Raw genomic sequence first — 16,031 nt, 5'->3', positions numbered from 1 at the left:
TTATAGCGGCGCCGCGCTCTCGCCCTGCGAGCTCGACAGTTTCGAGGCGAGCGAGGCGATGACGATGACAACAGCAATCAAGGCGATCACCAGCGTGCAGATCGCGTTGATCTCGGGCTTCACTCCGAGCCGCACTTCCGAATAGATCCGGATCGGCAGCGTCGCCGAGCCGGGGCCGGTGGTGAAGCTCGCGATCACGAGATCGTCCAGCGACAGCGTGAAGGCGAGCATCCAGCCCGCGACGATCGCAGGCGCGATCAGCGGCAGCGTTACGGCCACGAACGCGCGCAGGGGGTCGTAGCCGAGATCCATCGCGGCCTCTTCCAAGGAGCGGTCGAGCGAGCCGAGGCGGGACTGCACGACGACGGCGACGAAGCACATCGTCAGCGTGGTATGGGCGATCGTCACCGTCCAGAAGCCGCGCTCCGCGTTTAGCGCCACGAACAGCAGCAGCAGCGACAGTCCGGTGATCACCTCCGGCATCACCAGCGGCGCATAGAGCATGCCGGAGAACAGGGTGCGGCCGCGAAACCGCTCGCCGCGCGACAGCGCCACGGCGGCGAGCGTGCCGATCAGGGTCGCAATGGTTGCCGACGAAACCGCGACGCGCAGGCTCATCCAGGCCGCCTCGATCATGGCGCGGTCATTGAAGAACTCGTGATACCAGCGCAGCGACCAGCCACCCCACACCGTCACCAGCCGCGAGGCATTGAAGGAATAGATCACGAGGATCAGGATCGGCAGATAGAGGAAGGCCAGACCCAGCGAAAGCGAGGCGACGTTGAAGCGGGACAGACGGGAGACCTTGCGCATCGCTCACCGCCCCTGTTCCAGCTGCCGCTTCTGCAGCCGTTCGTACAGCAGCAGCGGGACCAGCAGCACCACCAACAACACGATGGCCGCGGCGGAGGCGACCGGCCAGTCCTTGTTAGTGAAGAATTCGAGCCACAAGGTCTGGCCGATCATCAGCGCATTGGAGCCGGCCAGGAGATCCGGAATGACGAACTCGCCGACGATGGGGATGAAGCACAGCAGCACGCCGGCGCCGACGCCGGGCAGCGACAGCGGGAAGGTGACGAGCCAGAACACCTGCCAGCGCGGCGCGCCGAGATCGGAGGCGGCCTCCTCCAGCACCGGCTCCATTTTGGCCAGCGTGGCGTAGAGCGGCAGGATCATGAACGGCAGGTAGGAATAGACGATGCCGATATACATCGCGCTGTCGGTGGAGAGCCACACCACGGGCTGACTAACCAGATGCAGCGCCAGCAGTATCTGGTTGAGCAGGCCGTCGTGCTGGAGGATGTTGATCCAGGCATAGATCCGGATCAGGAACGAGGTCCAGAACGGCACGATCACCAGCACCATCGCCACGGCCTGCCAGCGCGCCGGCAGCCGCGCCATGCCGTAGGCGATGGGATAGCCGATCAGGAGCAACAGCGCGGTCGCGGTGACGGCGACGGTGAGGCTACGCACATAGGCGAACACGTAGATATCGTCGGAGACGAGCAGCCTGAAATTGTCGATCGACAGCGCGGCAAAGGCGGCCTTCAGCGCCCCCCATCCCGCCATCAGGTCGAACACCGGCTCGTAAGGCGGCTGCGCGATCGCCGTCTGCGACAGGCTGATCTTCAGCACGAAGCCGAACGGCACCAGGAAGAACAGCACCATCCAGACATAGGGCGCGATCGCGGCAAAGTGAGCCGGTCGCGCAAAAATGCGGCGCCCGCTCATGACGGCAGCACCACGCAGTCGTCGGGCGTGAACCAGGCGACGACAGGCTGGCCCACGCTGTAGGCGTCGACGTCAAGGCGGGCGCTGTTGGCGACCGACGCCTGCACCGTCCCGCCGGCCTCGAGCTTCACCTTGTAAGTGGTGGTGCCGCCGAGATAGCAGATGTCGGCGATCACGCCGTCCAGCTGGTTGATCGCCGTCTCATGACCGGCCTCCCTCGCCGGCCCACGGCGCGACAGCTTGACCTTCTCGGGGCGGATCGCAACCGATAATCTGACCTCACCGAACGGCTCGCGCGGCTCCGCCACCACCAGCGGTCCCGCATCGCGCGTGCCTATGACCAGACGATGACCGTCGCGCAATTTGGACTTGGCGTCGAACAGGTTGATGTCGCCGACAAACTCCGCGATCCAGCGCGAGCGTGGCGCCTCGTAGAGTTCGCGGGGACTCGCGACCTGCGCCAGCCTGCCGTCCCTCATCACGCCGATCCGGCTCGCCATCGTCATCGCCTCTTCCTGGTCGTGGGTGACGATGATGAAGGTCATGCCGAGCCGGCGCTGAAGCTCCATCAGTTCGCCTTGGGTGCTTTCGCGCAGCTTCTTGTCCAGCGCTGCGAGCGGCTCATCGAGCAGAAGGAGCTGCGGGCGTCGCGCCAGTGCACGCGCCAACGCCACGCGCTGGCGCTGTCCCCCGGAGAGCTGGTCTGGCTTGCGCTTCTCGAGTCCGTCGAGCTTCACCAGCGCAACCATCTCCGCCACACGCGTGGCGATGTCTGCGCGCGCCATACCGGCGCGCTTCAGGCCGAAGGCGATGTTGTCGCGCACCGACAGGTGCGGAAACAGCGCGTAGTTCTGGAACATCATGTTGATCGGCCGCTCATGCGGCAGCGCCTGCGCGATGTCCTTGCCGCCGAGCAGAATGCGCCCTTGATCCGGCGCTTCGAAACCGGCGAGCATGCGCAGAAGCGTGGTCTTGCCGCAGCCGCTGGGCCCGAGCAGCGCAAAGAACTCGCCGGCCTTGATGTCGAGCGAGACGCCATCGACGGCCCGGAACGTCCCGAACGTCTTGGCGACGCCCTCGATGCGCAGCAACGGCTCGCCGGCCGCGAGCTGCGTCTCTCCGACCGCAGCCGCAGCCGCGTCTGTTCTGGGCAACTCGTCAGTCATGGTTCCTGCCAACCCCAATCAAGCCGCACGCTAGCGGCCGATCGTCCCTCACTCAACCGGTTAGAGGCCGTTCGTTCACGCATTCGCCATGAACGCAGCCAGCGCATTGCATTCCCCCGCTGACATCGTCAGGCCGAGCTTGGAGCGGCGCCACAGGATGTCCTCGGGAAAACGCGCCCATTCGTGGGTCATGAGATAGCGCACCTCGGCCCCGGTCAGTTCGGGACCGAAGGCGGGGCCGAGATCGTCCCGGGTCTTCGCCTCGGCAAGCACAGCCGATAGCCGCGAGCCATAGGCCGCGACGAGGCGTTGGGCCTGCGCCTCCGAGAGAAAGCGCCAGCGGTCACGCGCAAGATCGACCTCGGTGTCGAAACGATCCCAGGCAAAATCTCCGCCCGGCAGCGCCGCGCCTGCGGTCCAGGGCGGCGACATCGGATAGAACGGCGTCAACTTCGTCACCGCGCGCTCCGCCCGCAGGCGCGAGGTGGTGACGTCACCGCCAAACATCGTGATCAGCGGCGCCTTGCGCCGTCGCGCGTCGAACAGCGTCGTGCCATCACGCCCGCGCGCGGACGCCAGCGTCAGGTTGACGCCGGAGACCGCGCGCACCACGTCGGTCGGGGCAACGCGCTCGCGGAAATAGCGACTGGCCGCTTCGCAGAGATAGCTGACGTCGGCCCCCCGCATCGCGACGATCGCAGGATCGCCGGTGAAATCGTGCGTGACTGTTCCAATCAGTGTGAAATCGCGCGCGATAGGACTCGCGAAGATCAGCCGGCCATCGCTGTTCTGGAAGACGTAGACGTTATCGGAATCGAACAATCGCGGGACGATGATCTGGCTCATCTGCATCGCCGCCACGGCGGGTTGCGGCTGCCGCAGCACGGTCTCGGCGACCATCGACGTCCAGCCGCCGGTGGCGTTGGCCAGTGCCCGGGCCGTGATCGTGCGACGATGGCCGCGGTCGACCACCGCGAGCCGCCATGTGTCGGTTCGATCGGCGCGCACACAGCGCGCTCCAGTCCGAATCACGGCGCCGCGCTCGGCCGCATCCAGTGCCGTGAGCACCACCAGTCGGGAATCGTCGACGACGCAATCCGAATATTCGAAGGCCGTGCCGAATGGTCGTTTCAGCGCGTTGCCGACCGGATGATGCGTGATGTCGAGGGTCGCCGTTGCAGGCAGGCCGCTCCGGCTGGTGAGGCTGTCGTAGAGGAGCAGGCCGACGCGCAGCAGCCATGGTGGGCGCTCGTCGGAATGCGCCGGGATCACGAAGCGCATCGGCCGAACCAGATGCGGCGCGATCCGGAGCCAGATCCGGCGCTCAGCGAGCGCCCGGCGCACCCGGCGGAAGCCGCGCCGTTCCAGAACCGACAGGTCGCCGTGGATCAGCCGCGGCGTTGCCGACGACGCCGCGCCGCCCAGATCGCCCTGCTCCAACAGGATGACCCGCAGGCCGCGGCCGGCGGCATCGCGCGCGAGGCTGACACCGTTCAGGCCGCCGCCGATGATCGCAAAATCGTAATCCGCCATGAAGCCGTCGAATGGGAGCGAAACGCTCGCCATCTCTAGAGCCATTTCCCTTCCGATGAAATCGGAACGGGGCTCTAGATTCTGGTTTGGCGCGTTCTCTTGACGCGAACCCGCATCCGCTGCGCTCGAAAAACGCTCTAGCCGGTCTTGAGCGCAAGCTCCATGACTTCGGCACGACCGACGAGGCCGGCATATTTCCCGATCGGCAGTGGCTTGCCGAGCAGATAGCCCTGCACGCCGTCACAGCCTTCCGCGGCGAGGAAGGCGAGTTGTTCCAGCGTCTCGACGCCTTCGGCGACGATCGACATTTCCAGGCCATGGCCGAGATCGATCACCGCGCGCACGATCGCCGCCGATTGCGGGTTGCGGCCGAGATTGATGATGAAGGCGCGGTCGATCTTGATCTTGTCGAACGGGAACGCCTGGAGATAGCTCAGCGAGGAATAACCGCTGCCGAAATCGTCCATGGAGATGCGCACGCCGAGCGCCTTCAGCCGGCGCAGCAGCGCCAGACCGCGATCGAAGTCCTCGATCAGCACGCCCTCGGTGATCTCGAGCTCGAGCCGACCGGGTGCGAGACCCGTCTCGAGCAGGATGGAATGCACGAGCCCGACCACGTCGCCGTGCATGAACTGCGCCGGCGACAGGTTGACCGCGATCTGAAGCGGCTTCGGCCAGGACGCGGCCTCGCGGCAGGCTTCGCGCAGGATCCACTCGCCCATCTCGACGATCAGGCCGCTTTCCTCCGCGATCGGGATGAATTCGGCCGGGGAGACCTGGCCGCGCACCGGATGCTGCCAGCGCGCCAGCGCCTCGAAGCCGATGATCTCGCTCTCGGCGACGCTGTGGCCCGCTGCTCCCTGCGGCTGGAAGGCGAGCGAGAGCTCGCCGTTCTTGATCGCCATCGAGAGATCCTGGTGCAGCACGCGGCGATCGCGGATCTGCTGGTCCATCTCCGGCTGGAACAGGCTGATCGTGCCGCGCGACTTCTGCTTGGCGCGGAACAGCGCCGCGCCGGCATTGGCGAGCAACGAGGCGGCGTCGGCGCCGTTGTGCGGGAAGATCGACATGCCGGTGGTGACGCCGGCGCGGACCGGGCGGCCGTCGATCTGGAATTCCTTAGCGACGGCATCACCGATCTGCTGCGCCAGCGCGAGACCTGCATCCGGCTGCTTACCGTCGATGATCAGGCCGAACTCGTCGCCGGACAGGCGCGCCACCACGCCGCCGCGCGCGGAGTCCTGGAGCCGCTGGGCCACCTCGACCAGGAGCTTGTCGCCGTGCGCATGACCGAAGACGTCGTTGACCTCCTTGAGACCGTCGAGATCGACGCACAGAACCGCGAACTCCTCGCCGGTGCCCTCGCAGGCCTCGATCATCTGGGTCAACGCCTGCAGGAAAGCGGCACGGTTCGGCAAATCGGTGAGGCCGTCGTGATAGGCCATGTGCGCCATGCGCGACTCGGTCTGCCGGCGATCGGTGACGTCCTCGTGGGTCTTGATCAGATATTGCGGCTCGCCGGTGTCGCTCAGCACGGTGGCGCGGCGGGTGAGGAACAGCCGCAGCCCGTCCTTTGTGGAGATCGGGTGCTCTTCGGTGATCATCCCACGCTTCTTGATCGCGGCTTCGTCGCGCGCGATGATCAGCTTGGCTTCCTTGGGATTGAAGATGTCGGACGCGGTCAGGCCTGTGGCTTCCTCGCGCCTGCGGTTGAGGATCGTCTCGGCGCTGCGGTTGGCGAGCAGGTAGCGGCCGTCCTTGACCTGCTCGACGATCAGGGCCACCGGGATGTTGTCGACCACGAGCTCGAGGAACTTCTTCGTGCTCTCCAGCTCCTTCGACAGCGAGCGGCGATCGGTGATGTCCTCGAACACGAGCATCAGGAATTCGGGCTTGTTGCTCTCGTTGCGGACAACGATCCGGATCGAGGCAACCATGCGTCGCTCACCGGCGCGGTCGACCTCGAATTCGTTGCGAAACTGGCCGTCCGGCGAATCGAGTGCCGTGCGGTCGGTCGCCTCGATGCTGTCCGCCGAGATCGGCGCAAACAGCTCGCGCGCGTTCTTGCCGACGACATGGTCGCGCGAGAAGCCCCAGAACCGCTCATAGGCGCTGTTGGCGAAGATGTAGCGACCATCCTCGATGTTCTTTGCGGCCACGCAGGCCGGCACGTTGTCCAGCACCGTTTCCAGGAACTGCTTGGTGGAGGCGAGCTGCCGCGACAGCCTGCGCTGCTCGCTGACGTCCAGATGCGTCGTCACCGAGCCGCCGTTGGGCAGCACGAAATATTTCACCAGGATGGCCCGCCCGTCCGGCAGTTCGGTGATCAAGCCGTTGGTGCTTGCCGCCTTCTCGTAGAACTCGTCGTTGGAGGCGGCGCCGAGCACCCCGCGCTTGCGTCGCAGCTCAAGGAGTTCGTAGCCGTTCATGTTGGCCCAGAGATCCGACCGCGCCAGGCCGTAAATCTCGATATAGCGGTCGTTGCAGAAGATGACGCGCCGCTGCGCATCCGTCATCACCACGCCCTGGTTGAGATTGTTCATGGCGGAGGAGACGAAGGCATTGCGCCGCAGCTGCAGACGCCTGGTCCGGCGCAGCGAGGAATGGATCCACAGCGCGATCGCGGCGAAGAACGAACAGATCACAATTCCCGCGATCAGGGCTTCCCAGATCACGTTGGGATCAAGCTCGCCGAGATAGCTCGGAGGGGTGAAGCTGTCTGAGAGGGCAAAGGCGCGCGCAGGCGCGACCGCTGCGGCCAGGCACACGACGGCCTGCACCGCAATCGGAAGCGCGCTGCCCGCGTGCCAGTTCTTCTCAGCCATCAGCCACCCGCGATTTCAACGTCGGATTGTCTGGCCTCGCGAGTTTGGATCGGGTAAACGCCTGTACGCGCAACGGAACAATGTGGCATCAAATACGGCAATTGCCCTGACATGATAAATGCTTCCTTAACGGAAAAAGCCCCCGCGTCGCCCTCCCCAGGCGTGGGGCCATCGTCGCTTCGAGCGGACGTCCTGCACGACCATGGATAGGGTGGACTGCGTCGTCATCGGAGCCGGCGTGATCGGGCTCGCGGTGGCTCGAAAGCTGGCGCAAGCCGGGCGCGAGGTGATCGTGCTCGAGCAAGCCGAGGCCATCGGCACCATCACCTCCTCGCGCAACAGCGAGGTGATCCATGCCGGCATCTACTACCGCGCCGGAAGCTGGATGGCGCGCATGTGCGTCGACGGCAAGCACGCGCTCTATCGTTACTGTTCCGAGCGCGGCATCCCGCACAGGAATTGCGGCAAGCTGATCGTCGCGACCAATCCGAAAGAGACCGAGAAGCTGCAATCGATCAAGGCGCATGCCGAGGCCAACGGCGTGCTCGACATGCAGTTGCTCACGGGTGATGCGGCACGTGCGCTGGAGCCGGCGCTCGCCTGTGACGCCGCGCTGCTGTCGCCGTCGACCGGCATCATCGACAGCCACGCCTACATGCTCTCGCTGCGCGGCGAAGCCGAGGACGCGGGCGCGGCCTTCGCGTTTCACACCCCGCTGATCCGTGCCAAGGCGACCGCCGGCGTCATCGAGATCGAGGCGGGCGGCGAAGCGCCGATGACGCTGCAATGCAGCCTCCTCGTCAACGCCGCCGGGCTCTCGGCGACCACCGTGGCGCGCAACATCGAGGGCATGCCGCTGGAACGGATCCCGACGGCCTACCTCGCCAAGGGAAACTACTTCAGCTGCAATGCTAGGGCGCCGTTCTCGCGCCTGATCTATCCGGTGCCCGAGCCCGGTGGCCTAGGGGTGCATCTGACGCTGGACATGGCCGGGCAGGCCCGTTTCGGCCCTGACGTCGAGTGGATCGAGACGATCGACTATGAGGTCGACCCGTCACGCGCCGAGCGCTTCTACCCGGCGATCCGCAAATACTGGCCGACGTTGCCTGACGGTGCTCTCATGCCGAGCTATTCGGGCATCCGCCCGAAGATTGTGCCGCCGGCGGTGGCCACGCAGGATTTCTTGATGCAGGGCCCGCGCGATCACGGCGTCGAAGGCCTGATCAATCTGTTCGGCATCGAGTCGCCCGGATTGACGTCATCGCTCGCGATCGCGGATCACGTCGCCGAGCTCGCAAACATCTAGTGGTTTAAAGCGAATTGGATTCCGGTTGCGCGTAAAGAACTGCGTCCAGACAAGACGCTGGAGCCGCGCAAATCCTTGCACGCTGCGCGCCTTGCAGCAGGGATGAGCGCAAAGGCTCCCATCCCTGCCTGAAAGGGTGCGATCAACTCTACGCTGTTACGGGGTTACTAGTGGAGCGTGTCGCCGTGCCTGAGACGCTCGATCTGGTCCTTGACCATCAACTTCCGGCGCTTCAACTCAACAATTTGCAGGTCGTCTGTTGAAAGGTGCACGAGAGCTTCGTGCAATTCGTTTTCGAGAGTTTTGTGCTTCCGTTCCAATTCAACCAGATGTGCCTGAATTGTCATTCGAAACCTCCTCGGTAGGGGTGAACCTTGGATTCGACCGGACGAGGAAGTGTACATCACCGATTTGTTCTGTCGATGGATATCAGTCGTCGCGCTGTCATTTTTAGAAATTCATATGTAACGAAGCGTGAGTAAGGGAACCACGCGGGAAAAATCCGTGATATCAATGCGCTTGCGCAACGCCGGAGCGACCGCAGAAATATCTCGCGGGAGATCGGCGCGCGACAGCCCGAGATCGCTTGCGATCACGGCGCGCAAGGACGATAGTTTCCACAGGGCATCCACAGCCTTAATCTCACGCCTATCGGTTTTTCGGCCACCGCAGACATGACCAATGAAGATGCGCGCGAACTCGAATCCGAGCTCGCCCGGTTGCACCAGGAACACCGAGATCTCGATGTGGCGATCGATGCACTGCATCAATCGCCCGCCCCCGACCTGTTGCGGTTACAGCGGTTGAAGAAACGCAAGCTGTTGTTGCGTGACCGTATCGCGTTCATCGAAGACCAGATCACGCCCGACATCATCGCCTGATCCACGGGTAGAACTTTACGGCGGCCCCGCCGCACGTAAATCCGCTTGACTCGAAAGGAACAAAATAAGAACATTTGAGCACCCAACACCCCCGGGGAAACCGTCTAAGGAAAATGCAGATGTCGGCAACCGCCCTTCTCGACAACAGCCATTATGAACAAGCCTGCGATCAGGCGATCGCGATGTGCGACGGCAATCTGCGCAGCACCATCAAGGCGCTGATCATGGCCAATGAATATCTGGAGGCCGAGCTGGAAGAATTGCAGGCGGCGGTTTCCGCAGGCTGCATTCCGGAGACCTCGCGCAGCAAGATGCGGAGCAAGAGCAGCGCCGCCTGACTGTCAGCTATCGGAGCCGACCATGTCCGATGTCACCTATTACGTTGCATTACCTTTCCTGACCGACGAGGACGGATCGCCGGTCGCGGGTGCGGCCGAGGAATGCCAGAGCGCGGCGGCCGCGCTACGGCGCGCCGAGATTATGTCGCACGGCGCCGGCCACACCGGCGCGGTCGCGTTCAGCCGCAGCGGCGATCCCATGACCGGCGAATTCGGGGACGCAAAACTGCTCCGCAGCTTCGGCGACGTACCGAAAGACCTCGGCACGCTTTAACTAGCTGCTGACGAGCCTGATGTGCGGCTCGTGCCGCCGGTGCGCCTTGCGCACATACATCGCGGCATCGGCCTCCTCCAGGGCGCGCGTGGCGTCGGATTGCACTCCGAGCAGGGCGACGCCGGCGGAAGCGCCCGCGCTCACGTGCTGGCCGCGAAAGACAAAGGACAATTCGTCGATGGCCTGCTCGAAAGCCGCGGCCTTCGCCTTGGCGTCGGTCTCGCTGAGATTCCAGAGCAGCAGCGCGAACTCGTCGCCGCCGAGCCGGCCGACCACGTCCGAAGCGCGGATCTGCCGCGTCAGCGTGGTGGCAATCGCCTTCAGGACCTCGTCGCCGGCCGCATGGCCGAAGGAATCGTTGATCGGCTTCAACCGATCGACGTCGAGCACGATCAGCGCCCCGCTGGCGCGGTAGCGCTTCATGTAGGCGACGGCGCGGGCGAGCTCGCGTTCGAAGCCGCGCCGGTTCGGAATTTCGAGCAGGAAATCGGTGTCGGCAGCCGCCTCGAGCTCCGCGACCCGCCGCAGCGCCCCCCTGAGCTTGCTCCGGAGCTCGCGGATGGTCGCGTTGATGGCCGGCTCGATGGCCGCTTTGGCCCCATCATCGGCAGACGCTGCCCGCTGCGACGGCCTGGTCGGACGCCGCGCCGGACCCTTGATCCGACGCTTGGCCGGACGCTTGAGAGCAACTTTGGAGCGGCCGGCACTGGGCTTCGGGCCCTTTTTGGCCTTCGCAGCGCTTGCCCTTTTTGGTTTCTTCATGGGCATCCTGCTCAATGAAGGCTTGCGGGGATTCACCAAGACAGGATAGTTCATTCCCTTCTCCTTGCCACCGCCTTGCGAGCCACCGGCCGGAACCTTTAGTCTGGCCTATCTTTCTGTTTTTCGAGAACAATTCACGTCATGACCGCGCCGATCGCCATCATCATGGGAAGCCAGTCGGACTGGGACACGATGCGGCATGCCGCCGACACGCTCGCAGGGCTCGGCGTTGCCGCCGACACCCGCATCGTTTCGGCCCACCGCACCCCCGACCGGCTGTTTACGTTCGCCAAAGGCGCCAAGACGGCTGGTTACAAGGTCATCATCGCCGGCGCGGGTGGCGCAGCCCACCTGCCCGGCATGGCGGCGGCTCTGACGGAATTGCCCGTGTTCGGCGTCCCCATCGAATCCAGGACGCTCAAGGGCATCGATTCGCTCTATTCGATCGTCCAGATGCCCGCAGGCATCCCGGTCGGCACCCTCGCCATCGGCAAGGCGGGCGCCATCAATGCGGCGTTGCTGGCGGCGGCCGTGCTGGCCTTGTCCGACCCGGCCTTGTCCGATCGCCTCGCCGCCTGGCGCAAGGCGCAGACCGAGGCCGTGGCCGAGCGCCCGGAGGACAAGGCGTGACTGACGCAAAGCAGGTGAAGCTGAAGCCCGGCGACACCATTGGCATCCTCGGCGGCGGACAATTGGGGCGGATGCTGGCCATGGCGGCGGCCCGGCTTGGCCTGCGCTGCCAGGTGTTCTCGCCCGATCCGGACTCACCGGCCTTCGACGTCGTCCTGAATGCGACCTGCGCCGAATATGCCGATGTCGAAGCACTCGAGCTGTTCGCCAACGACGTCGACGTCATCACCTACGAATTTGAGAACGTGCCGTCCGCGGCCGCGATGGTGCTGGATGCGCGCCGCCCGGTGCTGCCCAACCGCAAGATCCTCGAGACCACCCAGGACCGGCTCGCCGAGAAGGATTTCGTGACGCGGCTGGGCATCGGCACCGCAGCCTACGCCGACGTCACCTCGGTCCCGTCATTGCGCGAGGCGATCGCCAGGATCGGCCTTCCGGCGGTGCTGAAGACCCGTCGCTTCGGCTATGACGGCAAGGGCCAGGCCATCATCCGCGAGGGCGACGACGTCGCGAAAGTGTGGACCAGTCTCGCCACCAAATCGGCCATCCTGGAAGCCTTCGTGCCGTACGAGCGTGAGATTTCCGTGATCGCCGCCCGCTCGGCCACGGGCCAGGTCGAGTGTTTCGACGTCACCGAAAACGAGCACCGCGACCACATCCTGAAGATCTCCCGTGCGCCCGCCCGGATCCCGGACGTGCTCGCCGAGGAAGCGCGCAGTATCGCCGGCAAGATCGCGGGCGCGCTCGATTATGTCGGCGTGCTTGCCGTCGAGATGTTCGTGCTCGCCAACGGCACCGGACCCAAGGTGCTGGTCAACGAGATCGCTCCGCGCGTGCACAATTCCGGACATTGGACGCTCGACGGTGCGTCCGTCTCGCAGTTCGAGCAGCACATCCGCGCCATTGCCGGCTGGCCCCTCGGCAAGCCCGTGCGCCACGGCGAAGTCGTCACCATGACCAATCTGATCGGCGACGAGATCAACGAATATGACAAGTGGCTGAGCGTCGCGGGCGCAACGGTGCACATCTACGGCAAGGGCGCGCCGCGTCCGGGCCGCAAGATGGGACATGTCACCGAAGTGCGACCCACGACCGGCAAATAACGGGACCGCGGCGCATGCCGCGATCCCGCTTTGCAGTTATGCCGTCTTCGCGCCCGCGACGACGCCAGTGGGCTCTTCGCTGAGCCAACGATAGATCACCCCGCCCAGCGCGCCGCCGATCAGTGGCGCAACCCAGAACAACCAGAGCTGCGACAGCGCCCAGCCGCCGACGAACAGCGCGGGCCCCGTGCTACGCGCCGGGTTCACGGAGGTGTTGGTGACGGGGATGCTGACGAGATGGATCATCACCAGCGCGAGCCCGATCGCCAGCGGCGCAAAGCCGGCGGGCGCGCGGCCGTGAGTCGCGCCCATGATGATGAACAGGAACATCATGGTCATGACCACCTCGGTGAGGAAGCACACGATCATGCTGTACTGGCCGGGAGAATGGGCATCGTACCCGTTGGACGCGAACCCCTTGCTGACGTCGAAGCCGGGAGCTCCGCTTGCGATGACGTAGAGCAGCCACGCGGCCACGATCGCGCCGGCGACCTGCGCAATCACATAAGGCAGGATCTGTCCGGCCGGAAAACGTCCGCCGGCGGCAAGACCGACAGTGACGGCCGGATTGAGATGACAGCCTGAGATGTGGCCGATCGCATAGGCCATGGTGACCACGCTCAGTCCGAACGCGAGGGAGACACCGACCAGACCGATGCCAACCTGCGGAAAGCCGGCTGCGATCACCGCACTTCCGCAACCTGCGAATGTGAGCCAAAAGGTACCGATAGCTTCGGCCGCGTATTTCTTCATATCCATGTGTCGTCCCCTGCTTTCAAAGATTCCGGAACAAAGCTCCGGAAACGGCCCCACCCTTGGCGTCAAATCTCCCAAATCAGGGCCGCACAGAGGTATTTTGCCTCATTTAATGGCTGAACTTGGCCCGAAAACCCGCTTGGCCGGTGGACATCCCAAGTTTTGTCTGATACATCCGCGCCCTCAAGGTTAAGGGCTTGTGCGTTTCGCCATCCCCTTTGACTTACCAGAATTCAAATCCGATCCACTGAAGAGGATGCCGCGTGCAGGTTCTCGTTCGCGATAACAATGTCGATCAAGCCCTCAAGGCGCTGAAGAAGAAGATGCAGCGCGAGGGTATTTTCCGCGAGATGAAGCTCCGCGGTCACTACGAAAAGCCCTCCGAGAAGAAGGCCCGTGAAAAGGCCGAAGCCGTGCGTCGCGCACGCAAGCTGGCCCGCAAGAAGCTGCAGCGCGAAGGCCTGCTGCCGATGAAGCCGAAGCCGGTGTTCGGTGCTGGCCCCGGCGGTGATCGTGGCGGTCGCGGCGGCCCGGGTGCAGGCGCAGGTGCAAGTGCTGGTCCGCGCGGACCGCGCTGATTTACCCGACTTGAGAGATTTCAGTTTTCGATGACGCGGGCCCCTGGCCCGCGTTATTGTTTTGTGAGCGGTGCCTTGCTGGGATGGGGCACTACCGATGCGGCACTAGCGCGAGCGAACCGTAGATGGCCTCCCCTCTCCCCAAGCGCGGCTTGGCGCGGCTACGGCAGATCTTGCAGCAGCCGTTTGCGCTGGCCTTGATGGGGATTTCGCTATGCGGCTGCTCCTTCGACCTGGGGTCGCTGACGCCGGAGAAGGAGAAGCCGCAGGAGGCACCCAAGGCGGCCACGACCGCTGAGAACGTGGTCAGCGCCGGCAATGTCAGCGAAGCCCAAGCCCATACGGCAAAGGCCCAGGCTCTGGCAAAGTCCGGCGAGACGGCGGCCGCGCTCGATGAATTCAATCACGCGGTCGGACTCGATCCGTACAACGCGCAGGCGCTCTATGGCCGCGCCCTGATCTACCAGGGCAAGAACCAGCACGACTTCGCCATCGCCGATTTCAGTGCCGCGAGCGGCCTTAACCCGCAGAAGGTCGAGCCGCTGCTCGGCCGCGCCACCAGTTATCTCGCCGTCGGCAAGGTCAAGGAGGCCGCGGCCGATCTGGATGAGGCTTCCGAGGCCGATCCCCACAATGCCCAAGTCTGGACCATACGCGGGCAAGCCTATGAACGGCTGGGCGACAGGACCAAGGCGGCGGCGTCCTACACCAAGGCGGTCTCGCTTCGCCCACGCGACGACGCCGCCCGCAGCGGCCTCGCCCGCGTCGGCGGCTGACGAGTCTGGCGCAGCGCGGGCGCCGTCTTAATCCGGGGTGACGCTCTTCGGCAGAACGGAGTGGAACATGGACTTAACGCCCGACAGCATGTCGTCGGCGACATTGGTCTTCGGCCGCGGCATCGACGCGCCGGCATCGGCGCGCAGATCGAGCGGGGGCGCAATCATCGGGACCGGAATATCAGCCGGCGGCGTCAGCCGATTCGGGTTCTCGTTGCCGACCGACGCCGTGTAGGGCGGGCTCGGCTGCGACGAGCCGCCATTGCCATAGGCCTCGGCTGCGGGTGTCGAGACCGTGATCGGCGGCGGCAACGGACGCACCGATGACGTATCCACGGGAATGATACGCGGGGCCTCCGGAGTGCGGGCGGCTTCACGCACCGCAGGCTCCTGAGTCTTCTCGGGCGCCTTGGTCTCGGAAGACTTATTGTCGGAAGCCTTTGTGTCGGCAGCCTTTGTGTCGGAAGCTTTGGCCTCAGCCGCTTTGCTCTCAGGCGACTTGCGCAGGCGCTCGATCGCGGCGCGCACGAGATCGTTGGCGTCGGGGGTTGCGGCCGGCGCGGCAGCAGCGGGCGCCGAATTGGCCTCCACCACCGGGGCGGCGGGAGCGGCTGCACTGACGGCCGGCGTGGACTTGGCGACTGCCTTCTCGCGACCGGACGGCTTGCCGCGCGGGGCGGCCTCGGCCGGTGCCACGTCCGCCGTCGAGGTCTTCGACTCCGCGCCCGGATGATCGGCAGCCTTCTCGGCCGCCGGCTTGTCCGTCACGTTCTTCTCGGAGATGCCCTTGGCCTTGACGCCGGGCGCGGGGAGGTTGGCCACATCGGCGGGCTTGCCGTTCTTGCCGGCCTCGGCGGGGGCCGTCACGGCCGCGGGCGCATCCGCCGCCGGCTTGGCGTTGATGTAATGATTAACGATATACGCCCCGATGATCGTTGCGAGCACCGAGGGGAAGATGTCCATCGAGATTTTAGCGATGTATTTCAGCATTCCGGCCACTCCCCGCGCGATCTGATGCGGGAACTTTGAGGCATAGTGAGGGATCAACTGCGACGGATCAATGGCAAAGGGGTACGCCGGACTTACGACTTCAGCTCAACCTCAAGGAACACGATCTCGGTTGCGGTTTCGTTAAGCACGTCGTGCTGGACGCCGGCCTTGCGAAAATAGGATTTCCCGGCCGCAAGCTGTGCTTTGGACCGCTCGCCATCGGGCGCCACGATGGTCATTTCCCCTCCGACCACGGGAACAATGACGTAGTCCATGCCATGGGTGTGATGCCCGGTGGCGCTGTTTGGCGCGAGCCGCCACTCGGTCACCCGAACCTGCTCATTGTCGACCTGAACCTCGGACTCGGCGGCAAGCATCGGAA

The 16,031-nt window shown here is 64.8% G+C and carries 19 protein-coding genes; 8 read left to right on the top strand and 11 right to left on the bottom strand.

What is annotated here, in order from left to right; genetic code table 11:
- From IVB54_RS07220 to IVB54_RS07200, 5 genes are all read right to left on the bottom strand, one after another.
- Entirely contained in the window at positions 1-813 is an 813-nt protein-coding gene (locus IVB54_RS07220) for an ABC transporter permease subunit (RefSeq protein ID WP_018453831.1), read from the bottom strand.
- Between the two features lie 3 nt (positions 814-816).
- The gene (locus IVB54_RS07215; protein ID WP_018453830.1) at positions 817-1,731 is read right to left on the bottom strand and encodes an ABC transporter permease; all 915 of its coding nucleotides are present in this window, start codon (positions 1,729-1,731) and stop codon (positions 817-819) included.
- Positions 1,728-2,897 (bottom strand): ABC transporter ATP-binding protein, encoded by a 1,170-nt coding sequence (locus IVB54_RS07210; RefSeq protein WP_026232604.1) that lies wholly within the window; start codon positions 2,895-2,897, stop codon positions 1,728-1,730. The genes IVB54_RS07215 and IVB54_RS07210 overlap by 4 nt, the downstream gene beginning before the upstream one ends.
- 75 nt (positions 2,898-2,972) lie before the next feature.
- Positions 2,973-4,430 carry a glycerol-3-phosphate dehydrogenase gene (locus IVB54_RS07205; protein ID WP_026232603.1) on the bottom strand — a complete coding sequence of 486 codons (1,458 nt, stop codon included), beginning with the start codon at positions 4,428-4,430 and terminating at the stop codon, positions 2,973-2,975.
- 137 nt (positions 4,431-4,567) lie between these two features.
- Entirely contained in the window at positions 4,568-7,255 is a 2,688-nt protein-coding gene (locus IVB54_RS07200) for an EAL domain-containing protein (protein ID WP_018453827.1), read from the bottom strand.
- Positions 7,256-7,457: 202 nt separating this feature from the next.
- Here IVB54_RS07200 and IVB54_RS07195 point away from each other — a divergent pair, with 202 nt between their 5' ends.
- Positions 7,458-8,561, top strand: a complete 1,104-nt coding sequence (locus IVB54_RS07195) for an NAD(P)/FAD-dependent oxidoreductase (protein ID WP_018453826.1) — start codon at positions 7,458-7,460, stop codon at positions 8,559-8,561.
- 167 nt (positions 8,562-8,728) lie between these two features.
- On the opposite strand, the gene IVB54_RS07190 is transcribed toward IVB54_RS07195, so the two are convergent.
- Together IVB54_RS07190 and IVB54_RS07185 are read right to left on the bottom strand one after the other, a co-directional pair.
- Entirely contained in the window at positions 8,729-8,908 is a 180-nt protein-coding gene (locus IVB54_RS07190; RefSeq protein WP_007596254.1) for a DUF465 domain-containing protein, read from the bottom strand.
- Between the two features lie 111 nt (positions 8,909-9,019).
- On the bottom strand, positions 9,020-9,166 hold the full coding sequence (locus IVB54_RS07185) for a hypothetical protein (RefSeq protein WP_240543946.1): 147 nt from the start codon (positions 9,164-9,166) through the stop codon (positions 9,020-9,022).
- Positions 9,167-9,235: 69 nt separating this feature from the next.
- On the opposite strand from IVB54_RS07185, the gene IVB54_RS07180 reads away from it, so the two are divergent.
- The 3 genes from IVB54_RS07180 (at position 9,236) to IVB54_RS07170 (ending at position 10,054) form a co-directional block, all read left to right on the top strand.
- On the top strand, positions 9,236-9,442 hold the full coding sequence (locus tag IVB54_RS07180) for a DUF465 domain-containing protein (protein WP_007596255.1): 207 nt from the start codon (positions 9,236-9,238) through the stop codon (positions 9,440-9,442).
- Between the two features lie 119 nt (positions 9,443-9,561).
- Positions 9,562-9,780, top strand: coding sequence for a hypothetical protein (locus tag IVB54_RS07175; RefSeq protein ID WP_007614210.1), 219 nt, complete (start codon positions 9,562-9,564; stop codon positions 9,778-9,780).
- A gap of 22 nt (positions 9,781-9,802) precedes the next feature.
- A complete protein-coding gene (locus IVB54_RS07170; RefSeq protein WP_007614211.1) occupies positions 9,803-10,054 on the top strand; it encodes a hypothetical protein in 252 nt (83 codons plus the stop codon).
- On the opposite strand, the gene IVB54_RS07165 is transcribed toward IVB54_RS07170, so the two are convergent.
- Positions 10,055-10,816, bottom strand: coding sequence for a GGDEF domain-containing protein (locus IVB54_RS07165; RefSeq protein ID WP_018453822.1), 762 nt, complete (start codon positions 10,814-10,816; stop codon positions 10,055-10,057).
- 141 nt (positions 10,817-10,957) lie between these two features.
- Here IVB54_RS07165 and purE point away from each other — a divergent pair, with 141 nt between their 5' ends.
- Together purE and IVB54_RS07155 are read left to right on the top strand one after the other, a co-directional pair.
- On the top strand, positions 10,958-11,446 hold the full coding sequence (purE, locus tag IVB54_RS07160; RefSeq protein ID WP_007614214.1) for a 5-(carboxyamino)imidazole ribonucleotide mutase: 489 nt from the start codon (positions 10,958-10,960) through the stop codon (positions 11,444-11,446).
- Positions 11,443-12,549, top strand: coding sequence for a 5-(carboxyamino)imidazole ribonucleotide synthase (locus IVB54_RS07155; protein ID WP_018453821.1), 1,107 nt, complete (start codon positions 11,443-11,445; stop codon positions 12,547-12,549). The genes purE and IVB54_RS07155 overlap by 4 nt, the downstream gene beginning before the upstream one ends.
- A gap of 36 nt (positions 12,550-12,585) precedes the next feature.
- Here IVB54_RS07155 and aqpZ read toward each other — a convergent pair whose 3' ends face one another.
- A complete protein-coding gene (gene aqpZ, locus IVB54_RS07150; RefSeq protein WP_018453820.1) occupies positions 12,586-13,308 on the bottom strand; it encodes an aquaporin Z in 723 nt (240 codons plus the stop codon).
- A gap of 260 nt (positions 13,309-13,568) precedes the next feature.
- Here aqpZ and rpsU point away from each other — a divergent pair, with 260 nt between their 5' ends.
- Together rpsU and IVB54_RS07140 are read left to right on the top strand one after the other, a co-directional pair.
- A complete protein-coding gene (gene rpsU / locus IVB54_RS07145; protein ID WP_007614218.1) occupies positions 13,569-13,883 on the top strand; it encodes a 30S ribosomal protein S21 in 315 nt (104 codons plus the stop codon).
- 125 nt (positions 13,884-14,008) lie between these two features.
- Entirely contained in the window at positions 14,009-14,659 is a 651-nt protein-coding gene (locus tag IVB54_RS07140; RefSeq protein WP_026232602.1) for a tetratricopeptide repeat protein, read from the top strand.
- 27 nt (positions 14,660-14,686) lie between these two features.
- Here IVB54_RS07140 and IVB54_RS07135 read toward each other — a convergent pair whose 3' ends face one another.
- Both IVB54_RS07135 and IVB54_RS07130 read right to left on the bottom strand, forming a co-directional pair.
- Complete coding sequence (locus IVB54_RS07135; protein WP_018453818.1) at positions 14,687-15,649, bottom strand: hypothetical protein; 963 nt, start codon at positions 15,647-15,649, stop codon at positions 14,687-14,689.
- A gap of 92 nt (positions 15,650-15,741) precedes the next feature.
- Positions 15,742-16,026 (bottom strand): cupin domain-containing protein, encoded by a 285-nt coding sequence (locus IVB54_RS07130; protein WP_018453817.1) that lies wholly within the window; start codon positions 16,024-16,026, stop codon positions 15,742-15,744.
- Positions 16,027-16,031 lie beyond the last annotated feature (5 nt).

This window comes from Bradyrhizobium sp. CW1 (assembly GCF_023100665.1).
Classification (GTDB): domain Bacteria; phylum Pseudomonadota; class Alphaproteobacteria; order Rhizobiales; family Xanthobacteraceae; genus Bradyrhizobium; species Bradyrhizobium canariense_D.
This window is presented reverse-complemented; position numbering and strand designations above follow the sequence as displayed.

Bases quoted from the DNA above. Each gene is read 5' to 3' on its own strand.
- IVB54_RS07215 (WP_018453830.1), bottom strand. From the start codon at position 1,731: ATGAGCGGGCGCCGCATTTTTGCGCGACCGGCTCACTTTGCCGCGATC.
- IVB54_RS07210 (WP_026232604.1), bottom strand. From the start codon at position 2,897: ATGACTGACGAGTTGCCCAGAACAGACGCGGCTGCGGCTGCGGTCGGA.
- IVB54_RS07140 (WP_026232602.1), top strand. From the start codon at position 14,009: ATGGCCTCCCCTCTCCCCAAGCGCGGCTTGGCGCGGCTACGGCAGATC.
- IVB54_RS07205 (WP_026232603.1), bottom strand. From the start codon at position 4,430: ATGGCGGATTACGATTTTGCGATCATCGGCGGCGGCCTGAACGGTGTC.
- IVB54_RS07175 (WP_007614210.1), top strand. From the start codon at position 9,562: ATGTCGGCAACCGCCCTTCTCGACAACAGCCATTATGAACAAGCCTGC.
- IVB54_RS07165 (WP_018453822.1), bottom strand. From the start codon at position 10,816: ATGAAGAAACCAAAAAGGGCAAGCGCTGCGAAGGCCAAAAAGGGCCCG.
- IVB54_RS07200 (WP_018453827.1), bottom strand. From the start codon at position 7,255: ATGGCTGAGAAGAACTGGCACGCGGGCAGCGCGCTTCCGATTGCGGTG.
- IVB54_RS07220 (WP_018453831.1), bottom strand. From the start codon at position 813: ATGCGCAAGGTCTCCCGTCTGTCCCGCTTCAACGTCGCCTCGCTTTCG.
- IVB54_RS07180 (WP_007596255.1), top strand. From the start codon at position 9,236: ATGACCAATGAAGATGCGCGCGAACTCGAATCCGAGCTCGCCCGGTTG.
- IVB54_RS07190 (WP_007596254.1), bottom strand. From the start codon at position 8,908: ATGACAATTCAGGCACATCTGGTTGAATTGGAACGGAAGCACAAAACT.
- IVB54_RS07170 (WP_007614211.1), top strand. From the start codon at position 9,803: ATGTCCGATGTCACCTATTACGTTGCATTACCTTTCCTGACCGACGAG.
- IVB54_RS07195 (WP_018453826.1), top strand. From the start codon at position 7,458: ATGGATAGGGTGGACTGCGTCGTCATCGGAGCCGGCGTGATCGGGCTC.
- purE (WP_007614214.1), top strand. From the start codon at position 10,958: ATGACCGCGCCGATCGCCATCATCATGGGAAGCCAGTCGGACTGGGAC.
- IVB54_RS07130 (WP_018453817.1), bottom strand. From the start codon at position 16,026: ATGCTTGCCGCCGAGTCCGAGGTTCAGGTCGACAATGAGCAGGTTCGG.
- aqpZ (WP_018453820.1), bottom strand. From the start codon at position 13,308: ATGGATATGAAGAAATACGCGGCCGAAGCTATCGGTACCTTTTGGCTC.
- IVB54_RS07135 (WP_018453818.1), bottom strand. From the start codon at position 15,649: ATGCTGAAATACATCGCTAAAATCTCGATGGACATCTTCCCCTCGGTG.